The 12,149-nt window shown below is 74.1% G+C and carries 13 protein-coding genes; 7 read left to right on the plus strand and 6 right to left on the minus strand.

Annotation, left to right across the window (positions count from 1 at the left end; translation table 11 throughout):
- Positions 1-80 precede the first annotated feature (80 nt).
- Positions 81-440, plus strand: a complete 360-nt coding sequence (locus AB0F71_RS10400) for a hypothetical protein (RefSeq protein ID WP_360230659.1) — start codon at positions 81-83, stop codon at positions 438-440.
- 127 nt (positions 441-567) lie between these two features.
- On the opposite strand, the gene AB0F71_RS10405 is transcribed toward AB0F71_RS10400, so the two are convergent.
- Positions 568-1,086: a winged helix-turn-helix domain-containing protein gene (locus AB0F71_RS10405; RefSeq protein ID WP_360230661.1), complete on the minus strand. Its 519-nt coding sequence runs from the start codon at positions 1,084-1,086 to the stop codon at positions 568-570.
- Positions 1,087-1,143: 57 nt separating this feature from the next.
- Here AB0F71_RS10405 and AB0F71_RS10410 point away from each other — a divergent pair, with 57 nt between their 5' ends.
- Positions 1,144-2,103: a S41 family peptidase gene (locus tag AB0F71_RS10410; RefSeq protein ID WP_360230663.1), complete on the plus strand. Its 960-nt coding sequence runs from the start codon at positions 1,144-1,146 to the stop codon at positions 2,101-2,103.
- A 170-nt stretch (positions 2,104-2,273) separates the two neighbouring features.
- Here AB0F71_RS10410 and AB0F71_RS10415 read toward each other — a convergent pair whose 3' ends face one another.
- A complete protein-coding gene (locus tag AB0F71_RS10415; RefSeq protein WP_360230665.1) occupies positions 2,274-3,338 on the minus strand; it encodes an aldo/keto reductase in 1,065 nt (354 codons plus the stop codon).
- Between the two features lie 117 nt (positions 3,339-3,455).
- On the opposite strand from AB0F71_RS10415, the gene AB0F71_RS10420 reads away from it, so the two are divergent.
- Positions 3,456-4,292, plus strand: coding sequence for a helix-turn-helix transcriptional regulator (locus AB0F71_RS10420; protein WP_360230667.1), 837 nt, complete (start codon positions 3,456-3,458; stop codon positions 4,290-4,292).
- Between the two features lie 346 nt (positions 4,293-4,638).
- Here the strand turns inward: AB0F71_RS10420 and AB0F71_RS10425 are convergent, their stop codons facing one another.
- From AB0F71_RS10425 to AB0F71_RS10440, 4 genes are all read right to left on the minus strand, one after another.
- On the minus strand, positions 4,639-5,697 hold the full coding sequence (locus AB0F71_RS10425; protein ID WP_360230668.1) for an SDR family oxidoreductase: 1,059 nt from the start codon (positions 5,695-5,697) through the stop codon (positions 4,639-4,641).
- 254 nt (positions 5,698-5,951) lie between these two features.
- Positions 5,952-6,542: a TetR/AcrR family transcriptional regulator gene (locus AB0F71_RS10430; RefSeq protein WP_360230670.1), complete on the minus strand. Its 591-nt coding sequence runs from the start codon at positions 6,540-6,542 to the stop codon at positions 5,952-5,954.
- Positions 6,543-6,698: 156 nt separating this feature from the next.
- Positions 6,699-7,418 carry a histidine phosphatase family protein gene (locus AB0F71_RS10435; protein ID WP_360230672.1) on the minus strand — a complete coding sequence of 240 codons (720 nt, stop codon included), beginning with the start codon at positions 7,416-7,418 and terminating at the stop codon, positions 6,699-6,701.
- A gap of 76 nt (positions 7,419-7,494) precedes the next feature.
- The gene (locus AB0F71_RS10440; RefSeq protein ID WP_360230674.1) at positions 7,495-8,427 is read right to left on the minus strand and encodes an aldo/keto reductase; all 933 of its coding nucleotides are present in this window, start codon (positions 8,425-8,427) and stop codon (positions 7,495-7,497) included.
- A gap of 73 nt (positions 8,428-8,500) precedes the next feature.
- Between AB0F71_RS10440 and AB0F71_RS10445 the strand changes: the two genes are divergently transcribed.
- From AB0F71_RS10445 to AB0F71_RS10460, 4 genes are all read left to right on the plus strand, one after another.
- On the plus strand, positions 8,501-9,559 hold the full coding sequence (locus tag AB0F71_RS10445) for a DUF5937 family protein (RefSeq protein ID WP_360230831.1): 1,059 nt from the start codon (positions 8,501-8,503) through the stop codon (positions 9,557-9,559).
- 131 nt (positions 9,560-9,690) lie between these two features.
- Entirely contained in the window at positions 9,691-10,077 is a 387-nt protein-coding gene (locus AB0F71_RS10450; RefSeq protein ID WP_360230676.1) for a hypothetical protein, read from the plus strand.
- Positions 10,074-11,042: a D-2-hydroxyacid dehydrogenase family protein gene (locus tag AB0F71_RS10455; protein WP_360230678.1), complete on the plus strand. Its 969-nt coding sequence runs from the start codon at positions 10,074-10,076 to the stop codon at positions 11,040-11,042. The genes AB0F71_RS10450 and AB0F71_RS10455 overlap by 4 nt, the downstream gene beginning before the upstream one ends.
- A 41-nt stretch (positions 11,043-11,083) precedes the next feature.
- Positions 11,084-12,130: a hypothetical protein gene (locus AB0F71_RS10460; protein WP_360230680.1), complete on the plus strand. Its 1,047-nt coding sequence runs from the start codon at positions 11,084-11,086 to the stop codon at positions 12,128-12,130.
- Positions 12,131-12,149: the final 19 nt, after the last annotated feature.

A 12,149-nucleotide genomic window follows, 5' to 3' on the forward strand; every position in this document is an offset into this window, starting at 1 on the left:
CTCGGCGAAATCCGGTGACACGTGCGTGCCGTACGGGGAGACTGGCGGCGCACACGAACCGGCAAGGGGAAGGGCAGCACGTGGCACTGGTGAAGAAGGGGTCCCGTCGTATCGTGGTCGACGGCGTCGAGTACCGCTGGCGGATGAGCAGGAAGCACTGGTGCTGTGACATCGACGCCAGCACCCTCGGCTACGTGGTGGAGGACGCCGCCCGACCCGGCACGACCCTCGTCGTGGAGACCGGACGGCCGGAGCAGCCCGAACCCCAACTGATGCCCGCCGAGGTCGTCCTGCCGGCCGAGGTCGCCGCCGGCATCCGGGCCGCACGGTCGCAGGGCTGGACGCCCACCGCCGCCGGCTCGCCGTTCCAGCTGCGCCACTCCGCCGTCCGCCACGAGCCGAACGAACCGCAGGGAGCCGCCGGGCACCGGGACCGATGACCTTGACGAACCGCCCGGCCGGGACCCGGCCGCCGCCCACCGCGCCGTCGAGAACCTGATCCGCTACCAGGACGGCACCCCGCGCACCCTGTCACCGTCCCTGGCCGACCGGGGTAGCCGCCACCTGCTACGCCCCGGCCTGCTGGTAGAGCGTCACCAGGAGGCCGTGCACAGGCTCGCCCTCCGGGTCCTCCTCGGCCTCGTCGACCAGTGCGGCCAGCGCCTCGGCCAGCTTCGCCGCCTTGGCCGGGCTGAGCCGCAGGTGACGCAGCGTCATGAGGTGGTCGACGGGTGAGCGGTCCAGTTCCTGGGCGACGGCCCCGAACAGCGCGGCCGTGCCCTCGGCCCGAGGTTCGGCGACGAGGAGCCGTTCGGCGGTCCGCCGGTAGTACTTCTCGGTGCCGCCGCGTACCCGCCGCGTTCCCGCGTCCTGGACCAGCCCCGCCTCGCACAGCACCCTGAGGTGGTGGGAGACGCTGCCCTTGTTCGCTCCCAGCTGCGCGGCGAGTCGGCTGATCGTCGACGGCCGGGTGCTGAGGGCGAACAGCAGGCGCTGGCGCATGGGGTGGGCGAGCGCGGTGTGCTGGAGCGGCGTGGTGATCCGCTGCACGTCTTCGCTTTCGACTTCGTCCTGTTGATGGCTCACCCGATCAAGCGTTAAGTACGGTTGACGCTTTTGCAAGTCGCTGGTCTACTCCCTCCCATGACCTCCACACCTTCCCCCACGTCGCTGCCCACGTCGCTGCCCGAGTCGCTGTCCGAGTCGCTGTCCGTGCCGCTGGACGCCGTCACCGTCGTCGAGTCGATCGCCGACCTGGTCGGCGAGAACTACGTCTTCCCCGACGCCGCCCGGCAGTTGGCGGACCTGCTGCGCCGCCGCAACGCCGAGGGCTGCTACCGGTCCCTGAACATCGAGGACTTGGCCGACGCGGTCACCACTGACCTGCGGTCCGTCAACGGCGACCTGCACCTGGCCCTTAAGCACCACGCCGTGCCGGTGCCGCCGGAGCGCGGCGCGGCCGTACTCGCAGCGATGCGGCGGGACTTCGACTCCTCCCTGGGTGGTGTGCCGCGGGTGGAACTCCTCGACGGCGGCGTCGCCGTCCTGGAGATCGGGCCCAAGATGTTCCCGCTGGACTGGGCGGCACAGCCGCTGGCCGCGGCGCTCTCGCTGGTGGCCCCCGCCCGCGCCCTCGTCCTGGACCTGCGCCGCAACACCGGCGGCGACCCGGACACGGTCGCCTTCGCCTGCGGCTACCTGCTCGACCGCCGTACGCACCTCAACACCCTGCTCTCGCGGCAGGGCGAGGTGGCCGAGCAGTCCTGGACGCCCCCGTTCGTGCCCGGCGCCCGCTTCGGCGGCAGCAAGCCGCTCTACGTACTGACCAGCGGGAACACCTTCTCGGCGGGCGAGGAACTCGCCTACGACCTCCAGCAGCTCGGCCGCGCCGAGGTCGTCGGGGAGGCCACCCGGGGCGGCGCGCACCCGCGCGAGGGCTGGACGGTGCACCCGAACCTGGAGCTCAGCGTGCCGGTCGCCCGCGCGCTCAACCCGGTCTCGGGCACCAACTGGGAGGGCACCGGCGTCCGTCCCGACGTGCCGTGCGACCCCGATGCGGCGCTCGACCGCGCACTGGCCCTGGCCGTGGCGCGTCTCGCGTAGGAGGACCGGATCGACGGACTCCGCCACGGCTCTTGCCCGAAATCGGGGACTCGCCCCGCCCTTGCACCTCGCCGCCAGCGACATCATCAAGGACTTGACCGGCGAGGACTGGAGGCGGATCCGGCACCGCAAGGCTGGCGGCAGCGCATGTCCGGGCTGACCGTCGGCCCTCAGCGGCGGGTCTCGATCCGCAGGCCGCCCGTGGTCACCCGGCGGATGTGGTCGCTCGCCAGCAGGTCGTGTGGCTGGCCGAGCTCGATCGCGCTTGCCGCGTCCAGGCGGGCCAGCTGGGCGGCCGTGAACTCGACCTCCAGGGCGCCCAGGTTCTCCTCCAGTTGGGCGGGGCTGCGCGCCCCGATCAGCGTGGTCGCCACGCCCGGGTTCCGCAAGGTCCAGGCCAGCGCGACCTGGGCCAGGGTGCGGCCCAGCTCGGCGGCGACCTCCCGGGCGGCCCCGGCCACGGCAAGATTGCGCTCGGTGAGCGTGCCCAGGGCGAGGTTGACGCCCCTGCGGGTGCCGTCGCCGGCGGCGGCACCCGTCGCGCTCAGGTCGTCCCGGCCGTACTTGCCGCTGAGCACCCCGCCGCCCAGCGGCGAGTACGGGACCACGCCCAGGCCCAGTTCCCGGGCCATCGGGATCAGGTCGCGCTCCGCAGTGCGTTCGAGCAGGCTGTACTCGACCTGCAGTGCGACCAGCGGCGACCAGCCGCGCAGGTCGGCGATCGCCTGCATCCGGGACACCTGCCAGGCTGGGGTGTTGGAGATCGCCACGTACAGCACCTTGCCCTGCCGGACCAGGTCGTCCAGGCCGCGCAGGACCTCCTCGACCGGCGTCCGGAAGTCCCAGACGTGCAGGTACAGCAGGTCGAGGTAGTCGGTGTCCAGCCGCCGAAGGCTCCCCTCCACCGAACCGAACAGGGCCTTACGATGACCGCCCCCGGAGTTGGGGTCGCCGGGGCGGCGCAGCGTCGAGTACTTGGTCGCCAGCACCAGACGTTCGCGCTCCTCGCGGGCGAACTCGCCCAGCAGTCGCTCGGAGCTGCCGTCGGTGTAGGTGTCGGCGGTGTCGAGGAGGTTGCCGCCGAGCCCGACGTAGTGGTCGAACAGCTTGCGCGCCTCGGCCCGTTCGGCGCCCCAGCCCCACTCGGTGCCGAAGGTCGCCGTACCCAGGGCCAGCGGTGAGACCCGCAGTCCCGAGCGGCCCAGCAGCCGGTAGGCGTCGAGGGTCAGTGCCATCAGGTCCTCCTGTGCTCGTGGTCCGTTGCCGGGACCGAGTCTGTGGCGGCGGCGGTCCGGAGGTAAGGGACGGCACTTCCTGGGAAGGCCGGTCCCACCCTGGCGGTTGGACCGGTCATGACGACCCGAACCATGGACACCACCCAGGAGCTGGCCGCCTTCCTGCGGAGTAGGCGCGAACGCCTCGACCCCGACCGGATGGGCCTGCCGTCGCACCGGCGGGCCCGGCGGACGCCGGGGCTGCGCCGGGAGGAGGTCGCCGAACTGGCCGGGGTCAGCACCGACTACGTGGTCCGGCTGGAGCAGGGTCGCGGGCTGCGGCCCTCGGCAGAGGTGCTGGCGGCGCTGGCCCGTGCCCTGTGCCTGGACCCGAGCGAACGCGACTACCTCTTCGACCTCGCCGGACACCGCCGTCCCGGCACCACCGGTGGGCCGGCCGCCGGTGCGGCGCCGTCGCTGGCCCGCCTGGTGGATGACCTCTCGCCGCTGCCGGCCATGCTGCTGGACCACCGTTACGACATCCTCGCCTGGAACCCCGAAATGGCCCGGCTGCTACCGGACTTCGATGCTGTGCCGCCGTCACGGCGCAACGCGATGTGGCTGTGCCTGCTGCACCCGGCGATGCGCGGCTTCTACGTCGACCGGGAGCAGGCGCTGCGGGACGGGATCGCCCACCTGCGCGCGGCATGGGCCGCGCATCCGCAGGACCGGGAACTGTCCGGCCTCATCGCCGAATTCGCCACGCAGGACGAGGACTTCGCCCGCCTGTGGTCGGAGCGGGAGGTCGGCGTCAACGGACGCGGCCGGAAGTTGCTGCGGCATCCGGTCGCCGGTGCGATCACCGTCGACTTCGAAGTCCTGCTGCCGCTCCAGGACCCGGAGCTGCGCCTGCTGGTCTACCGCGCCGCGGACGAGGAGAGCCGCGCGGCCCTGGACCGGCTGTGCACGCGGTGACTGGGCCAAGCTGTGGGCCTGCCCCCGAGCATTGGAATGGCGCCCACGAGCAACTGAGGAACCGGGCCGCTGTCGGAACCTGGGAGAGGATCTCCACCGCCCTGCTCGCTCAGGCCGATACCGAAGGCGATCTCGGCAGGGTCGTGGCGGTTGACTCCAGCATCCTCCGCGAGCCAACGCCAACCGTTCTTCGGAGCCGGATCCGGCAACAGCGGCTCGATCCCGGCTCATTGGGCATCTCGCGACGGCACACCTCAACCGATGATTCAGGCAGTCCACTTGCGGCGGGTGGGTGTGAGGCGCACCGGAAGTCGGGTGGGTCGACTTCCGGTGCGGGGCGGGGTGGCTATCGGGTGCCGAAGGCGTCGTGGACGAGGCGGTCGGCCCAGTGGTGGAGGGCGGGGGTGAGGGGCGGGTGGGTGAGGCCGGCGGCGGTGATGAGGTGGTCGGCGGAGGTGGTGTCGTAGCGGTCCTCGGAGAGGAAGCTGAGGGTCTCCGGGTCGGCGCCGGTGAGGGCGCGGGGGAGGCGGCGAACGAGGGGGACGGGGATCAGGCCGCGGGGTGGGCGCACGCCGAGGTGGGCGGCGAGGAGGGCGACCAGGTCGGGGAGGGCGGGGGTGGTCGGGTCGAGGACGGTGTGGGCGGCGCTCGGCGCGCTGTCGTGTGCCGGGACGGCGGCCAGGAAGCGGGTCAGGTGGTCGACGGTGACGACGGGGACGAAGGTGCGGCGGGTGCCCGGCAGCAGGGGGAGGCGGCCGCGGTGCAGTTGGTGGACCAGTTGGGCGAGGCCGAGGTACTGGCCGGCCTCGCCGGTGGCCGAGTGGCCGATGACGCTGCTCGGGTTGACGGTGGTGAGCGGGACGCCGAGCCGGGGTGCGGTGACGCGGACGGCGGCGTCGGCGAGTTGCTTGGAGGCCTCGTAGGCGCCGAGGCGGGCGTAGAGGGCGGCGGTGGCGCCCTGGTCGAGCGGGTGGCGGGGGTGGGGGTCGCGGCCGACGCGGTAGCCGGAGAGGTGGACCAGGCGGCGCAGCCGGGGTCGGGTCGCGGACCAGTGCAGTGCGTGGAGGGCGCCGTGGAGGTTGGCGGGTTCGGCCTGGGCGCGGGTGAGGCCGAACTGGTAGCGGGCGGCGAGGTTGTGGACGTCGCGGACCTCGGCGAGGCGGGCGTCGTCCTCGGGGGAGAGGCCGAGGCCGGGGCGGGTGAGGTCGGCGGTGACGGTGGTCAGCGGGGCCGGGTCGGTGTCGTGCTCGCGCAGCCAGGCGCGGAGGGCGGTGCCGCTCCCGGTGGTGCGGACGGCGGCGGCCACGGGCTCGCCGCGGCCGAGGAGTTCGAGGATCAGCCAGCGGCCGAGGAAGCCGCCGGCGCCGAGGACGAGGGCCTGCGGGAGCGGGGGAGCGGATGGCATGGGTGTTCCCTGCTTTCTGTGGACCGGTCGGCATATTTCTGTAGACCGATCTGCATAATTTCTGGTCATGGCGGGGCGGGGCGAGGGAGTGGACGGGGGAGGGGGAGGGGGAGGGGGAGGCGTTGGTGGGATGGAAGGCACAGTTGGCCTGTAGACCGGTCTGCATATTCTTGGGCGAGCGGTCGGCGCGGCAACCGGCCGGCCACGGCTACAGATACGGCTACGGAATCGGCCACGGGGTGCCCCCGCGACGGCTACGAGCGGTCGGACGCCTTCGCACCGAGGAGGTGGAGGACGGCGTGCCGGGCGTCGTCCAGGGGCTCGCGGCTGCGTCGGACCGAGGCCAGCAGCACCGCGCCCTCCAGCAGGGCCAGGGCCTGGCCGGCGGCCACCGCAGCCTCGGCCGGGCGGAAGCCGCCGGCGGTCAGCTGCTCGGCCAGGATGCGCTGCCAGCCCTCGTACACCTCGGCGCACACGGCGCGCAGTGCCTCGTTGGTGCCGGCGACCTCCAGGGCGACGGTGGCGATGGGGCAGCCCTTGGTGTAGTCGGAGCGGGCCAGGCGGTCCGCGAACACCTCGGTGAGGTGCCGGCTGAGCGCTGCGGCGTCGGCTCCGTCGGCGGCGAGTCCGGTCAGCAGGTCGGCGACCTCCTGGCCGGACTGCAGCAGTGCGGCCGCGACCAGTTGGTCCTTGCCGCCGGGGAAGTGGAAGTAGAGGGAGCCGCGCGGTGCGCCGGTGACGGCCAGGACCTGGTTGAGGCCCGTGCCGGAGTACCCGTGCTGCTCGATCAGTTCCCGGGTGCCGGCGATCAGCCGGGCCCGGGTCTCCTCGCCCTTTGCTCCCATGGCTGGAGACTGTAGACCGGTCTGCATATTCCTGTCGACCACATTTCTGGTGGCCGCATTCCCGGCGGCCGCATGCCTGTCGACCGGCCCGTCCGCCCTCGTGCCGACGCGCCGGCCCGGGCGGAGGACTCGCGACGGCTGCTCAGCGGCGGCTGCTCAGGCCCGCAGCTCGGGCGGGAAGCCCGTCCAACGCAGTTCCTCGGGCAGGTGGGACTGGTCGTTCAGGAGGAGGACGGCGGAGGGACGGCCGGGAGCGAAGCGGAGCACGGTGAGCGCCGCGTTGGCCGCGTTGAGGCCGAGCCAGCGCCAGGCGGGGGCACCCAGGGTGTGGCGGACCAGCCAGCCGATCAGGAAGGCGTGGGTGACGACCAGTTCGTGCCGGTCCTCGGGGCCGTCGACCGGTCCGGTGAAGCGGTCGACGGCCCGGCGGGCCAGTTCCGGCCCGCGGGAGAGCTCCTCGGCGGAGGCTCCGGCCAGGAAGCGCAGCAGGAACTCTGCGCTGTCGGGCGGCAGTTCGTCGGCCGACGGCGCGTACGGGACGTAGTCTCCGGCCTCCTCACAGGCCGACACCGGTACCCCGCCGAGCTGATCCCCGATCAGCCGGGCGGTCTGCGCGGCCCGGGGCAGCGGGCCGTGGTGGACGGCCGCGAGGGGGCGCTCCGCCAGGCGGCGGCCGAGCAGGACGGCCTGCCGACGGCCGGTGGGGGTGAGTCCGCCGCCCTCCGACTCGCCCTTCGACTCGCGCCCTGGCTCGCTCTCCGACTCGCCCTTCGACTCGCGCCCTGGCTCGCGCCCCGACTCCCTGTCGGTGGGGCTGTGGTGGGCGGCCTCGCCGTGGCGGGCGAGGTAGAGGTAGCGGGTGGCGCTGTCGGGCACGGGCGGGCTCCGGGGATCGTTCGGTGCGACGGTCTGGCCCCGGAGTGACGCCCGTTCGGTCGGTGGTGGTTCCCGGTCAGCCGGTGTGGGCCCGGTTCAGCAGGGCGAGTTCCTCGGCCGTCAGCCGCAGGGCGCCGGCCGCGAGGTTGTCCTCCAGGTGCGCCACGTCGCCGGTGCCCGGGATGGCGAGCACGTGCGGGCCCCGGTGGAGCGTCCACGCGAGCCGGACCTGGGCCGTGCTGACGCCGCGCGCCTCGGCAACCGTCCGGACCTCGCCGGGTTCCGTCCCGCCGGCGCCGCCCTCCCGCCCGGCACCGGCGATGGCGTAGAACGGGACGAAGGCGATGCCCTGCTCGCCGCAGAGCCGCAGCACCTCGTCCTGGGCGGCCGAGGCGCCGATCCCGTACGGGTTCTGTACGCAGGTGACCGGGGCGATGGCCTGGGCCTCGGTGAGCTGGTGCGGGTGGACGTTGGAGAGGCCGAGCTGCCGGATCAGTCCGGCCTGCCGCAACTCGGCGAGTGCGCCGAAGCGCTCGGCGATCGAGTCGGTGCCCAGGATGCGCAGGTTGACCAGGTCGAGGTGGTCGCGGCCGAGCTGTCGCAGGTTCTCCTCGACCTGGGCGCGCAGGGCCTCGGGGGTGCGGGCGTGGTCGATCCACTGGCCGTCGGTGCCACGGGCCGGGCCGACCTTGGTGGCGATCACCAGGTCGTCGGAGTACGGGGCGAGGGCGCTGTTGATCAGCTCGTTGGCGGAGCGCAGCGGGGAGAAGTAGAAGGCAGCGGTGTCGATGTGGTTGACGCCCAGTTCGACCGCGCGGCGCAGCACCCGCAGGGCCTGGTCGCGGTCGCGCGGTACGGCGTCCGGTACGAGCGCCGGTCCGGTCTGCGGCAGGCGCATGGTGCCGAAGCCGATCCGGTGGACGGTGCGGTCGCCGAGCTGCCAGGTGCCGGAGGAGGCGGCGGACACGGAGGGGGTGGTCAGAGTGGTGTCGGAAGTCATGCTGGTCATGATCGCTATTGAACTAACCTGATCGCCACTGATTCGGACATGCGTGAATCCACGGGGGCGGGCGTTGGCGGAACTGCTGTTCACGGCGGGTGACCTGGCCCGGATGCGGTTCGTGGTCGCACCGATGTGGGAGGTCGGGCCGAGCCTGCGCCTGCTGCGCTCGGGAGTGCCGCACGCCGTCCACGGCCCCTGGGTGGAGCAGGTCCGGCCCCGGCTGGCGGCGCTCGGCCCGGCGTACGGGCTGCTCGCCGAACTCGTGCCGCCCACCGGCTACGTGCCGGACTTCCTCAACCCGGCCCCGACCGGCCCCGCGCCGACCCTGGCCGGGGAACTCGCCGCGATCCGGGCCACCCCCGCCGCGCAGGTCCGGCGCGACCTGGACCGGCTGGCGGTGGACCAGGCGGATCAGGCGGACCGGGCGCACCGCCCGCACCGGACGGACCGGACAAACCGGGCGCACAGGGCGCACCCCGCGGACCAGGGCGGGCTCGGCCCGAGGCTGCGGGCCCTGCACGCCGACCCGGAGGCCGGGCTGGCCCGGCTCGCCGAGGCGGTTGAGGCCTACTGGGAGCTGGCCCTCGCGCCGTACTGGGCGCGGATCCGCGCCGTGCTCGACGCCGACGTGTTGTACCGGGCCCGGCAGGCCGCCGAGCACGGCGCCGAGCGGGTGCTGAACGACCTGCACGCCGAACTGCGCTGGACCGACGGCGCCCTACGGCTGAGCCACCGCTCCCGCCCGATGCCCCGCCGCACCGCCGGGCCGGGCCTGCTGCTGATCCCCTCCGCGTTCACCGGCCCCGGCCTGTTCACCCTGCTCGCCCCGCCGGCCCCACCCCAACTCGCCTACCCGGCACGGGGGATCGGCCGTCTCTGGACCGCGGAGGCACCGGCCCGCGGCACGGCGGCCCTGGCCGCGGTGCTCGGCCGCTCCCGCGCCCTGCTGCTCGCCGAACTCACCGCCCCCGCCTCGACCACCGATCTCGCCCACCGCACCGGCCTGTCCCCCTCGGCCGTCTCCCAGTACCTGACGGCGCTGCGGGACGCCCGCCTGGTCAGCGCCCACCGCGCCGGCCGCTGGGTGCTGTACGCCCGGACGGCCACCGCCGAGGCGCTGCTCGCCCCGGACGGCTGAGCGGCGCGGCCGCTCTCTCGGCCGCTGTTCCCCCGGCCACCTGGCCAGGGCCACGAATCCGGTCCGCCGGTCATGTGCCCTCGGGCCGGGGGGAGTTCGGCGCGGAACCGCAAATGGATAGGCTGCCCGGCATGGAGCAGGAACACCCCGTGAACGAGTCGCCGGGCCCGCTGACCGCCTTCGACGGCCGCATCGTCCTCGACCTGACCACCCGGATCGCCACCGTGGACGGCCGGGAGGTCCCGCTCACCCACCAGGACACCCGGGCGCTGCGCGCCCTGATCGAGCTCGGCGAGGGGATGCACGACCTGCTGGACATCCAACAGCACGGCTGGGACGGCCTGTTCGACCCCCGGGAGCTGCGCCACCCGATGGCCGTCCTGCGGGCCAAGCTCGGCGAGCCCCCGTGGATCGTCCGGGAACAGGAACACGAACAGGATCGGGAATGGAACCGAGACCGGGACCGCTACGGCCTGCGGCCCCCCGGTCCGCCGCCGTCTGGGAAGCTGCGGGCATGACGTTTCCGCTCCTTCGCTGCGCCGTCCTGGACGACTTCCAGGGCGTCGCCGCCAGCTCCGCCGACTGGACCCCGGTCGCCGACCGGGTCGAGGTGACCGCCTTCCGCGAGCACCACGCCTCGGAGGCGGAACTGGCCGCCGCGCTCGCCGGGTTCGACATCGTGGTCACCCTGCGCGAGCGGGTGCCGTTCCCCGCCACGCTGTTCGCCCGGCTGCCCCGCCTCAAGCTGCTGATCGCCTCCGGCATGCGCAACTCGGTGATCGACCTCCCGGCCGCCGCGGCGCACGGCGTCACCGTCTGCGGTACGGCCAGCTCCGGCACCCCGCCGGTCGAGCTGACCTGGGCGCTGCTGCTGGGTCTGGCCCGCGGCATCGTCCAGGAGAACACCGCGCTGCGCGAGGGCGGGCCCTGGCAGAGCACCGTCGGGGCCGATCTGCACGGCCGGACGCTCGGAGTGCTCGGCCTCGGCCGGGTCGGCGGCGCCGTGGCCCGGGTCGGGCTGGCCTTCGGCATGGAGGTGCTCGCCTGGAGCCGGAGCCTGACCGACGAACGGGCGGCCGCGGCCGGTGTGCGCCGGGCCGCCTCGAAGGAGCAACTGCTCGGGGAGAGCGACTTCGTGTCGATCCACCTCGCGTCCGACGCGGGCACCCGGGGGCTGATCGGCGCCGCCGAGCTCGCCCTGATGAAGCCGGAGGCCTACCTGGTGAACACCTCCCGGGCGGCGATCGTCGACCAGGACGCGCTGCTCGCCGCCCTCACCGGCGGCCGGATCGCGGGGGCCGCCGTGGACGTCTTCGACGTCGAGCCGCTGCCCGCCGACCACCCGATGCGCCGCGCGCCCCGGCTGCTGGCCACCCCGCACCTGGGGTACGTCTCGCAGGAGAACTACCGGCGGTACTTCACCGAGGCGGTGGAGGACATCGCGGCGTTCCTGGCGGGTGAGCCGATCCGCCGTCTGGGCTGACGCCCGCGCCCCGGCCCGGCCGCCGGTCGCATACTGACGGCATGACGAGCGGAGACGGTGGCCGGGGTACGGGCCGACGCGGGGTGCTGCGGGCGGGTGCGGCGGCGGTGCTGCTGGGCGCGGTGGGGTGTACGAGCGGAGCGAAGTCCGCCGTGGCCCCAGCGAGTTCGCCGCCGACCCCGCACTCGACCGACCGGCCCACCCCAACTCCCACGACGGCCCCGACCACGACAGAGCCCCCTACCCAGCCCCCGACCCCGCTGCCCACCCCGCCGCTCTGGCAGCCCGGCCCCGGCGAGATCCAGCCCGACGTCAAGCGCCGCGCCGTCGAGCTGGTCGCCGCGCTCGGCGCCTGGCCGCCCGGCGGCCAGGCGCCCGGGGCGGCCCGGGCCCGGGTGGCCGCGCTGGGCCTGCCGCCGGGCCTGGCGGACGGGGCCGGGCGGCTCGCCCCGGCGGCGCCGGAGGCGGCCCTGGAGGTGATCGACGCCCAGTACGGCGGGATCCTCGCCGACTCGGCGAGCGTGCTGGTGGTCTGCCGCCAGTGGACCAGGCGGCCGGACGGCTCGGTGGCGGCGGGCGGCATCACGGTGGACGTCCGGCTGAGCCGGGCGGCGCCGCGCTGGACGGTCACCGCCGTGAACCCGGGGGACCCGGGCCCGGCCACCGCCTCACCCGCCCCCGCGGTGGCGAAGGTGCTGGCCGAGCCGAGGATCGAACTGCCGCCCGAGGCCGCCGCCGACCTGCTCAGCGGCACCGTCCACGACACCGTCCTGACGGCGATGCTGCGGCTGGCCGGCCCGTACGCGCTGTCGGTGAGCGTGGTGCGCACCGGCCACCCCCTGGACGTCTTCGGGACGACCCGGCCCAGCGACCATCCGCTGGGCCGGGCCTTCGACGTCTGGCGGATCGACGGCCGGGCGGTGGTGGACCCGGCCACGCCCCGGCAGCTGATCGAGTCCTTCATGCGGGACGCGGCGGCGGCCGGTTCGTACAACGTGGGCGGGCCGGTGGCGATCGCGGGCGTCGGCAACCAGTTCTTCACCGACGACACCCATCACGACCACGTCCACGTCGGGTTCAACAGCTGATCTCCGCACACTGGTTGAC

The organism is Kitasatospora sp. NPDC028055, from assembly GCF_040637885.1.
Classification (GTDB): domain Bacteria; phylum Actinomycetota; class Actinomycetes; order Streptomycetales; family Streptomycetaceae; genus Kitasatospora.

What these genes read in the sequence shown, in the direction of transcription:
- AB0F71_RS10410 (WP_360230663.1), top strand. Translation starts at nt 1,144, where the DNA reads ATGACCTCCACACCTTCCCCCACGTCGCTGCCCACGTCGCTGCCCGAG.
- AB0F71_RS10415 (WP_360230665.1), bottom strand. Translation starts at nt 3,338, where the DNA reads ATGGCACTGACCCTCGACGCCTACCGGCTGCTGGGCCGCTCGGGACTG.
- AB0F71_RS10420 (WP_360230667.1), top strand. Translation starts at nt 3,456, where the DNA reads ATGACGACCCGAACCATGGACACCACCCAGGAGCTGGCCGCCTTCCTG.
- AB0F71_RS10425 (WP_360230668.1), bottom strand. Translation starts at nt 5,697, where the DNA reads ATGCCATCCGCTCCCCCGCTCCCGCAGGCCCTCGTCCTCGGCGCCGGC.
- AB0F71_RS10430 (WP_360230670.1), bottom strand. Translation starts at nt 6,542, where the DNA reads ATGGGAGCAAAGGGCGAGGAGACCCGGGCCCGGCTGATCGCCGGCACC.
- AB0F71_RS10440 (WP_360230674.1), bottom strand. Translation starts at nt 8,427, where the DNA reads ATGACCAGCATGACTTCCGACACCACTCTGACCACCCCCTCCGTGTCC.
- AB0F71_RS10450 (WP_360230676.1), top strand. Translation starts at nt 9,691, where the DNA reads ATGGAGCAGGAACACCCCGTGAACGAGTCGCCGGGCCCGCTGACCGCC.
- AB0F71_RS10455 (WP_360230678.1), top strand. Translation starts at nt 10,074, where the DNA reads ATGACGTTTCCGCTCCTTCGCTGCGCCGTCCTGGACGACTTCCAGGGC.
- AB0F71_RS10460 (WP_360230680.1), top strand. Translation starts at nt 11,084, where the DNA reads ATGACGAGCGGAGACGGTGGCCGGGGTACGGGCCGACGCGGGGTGCTG.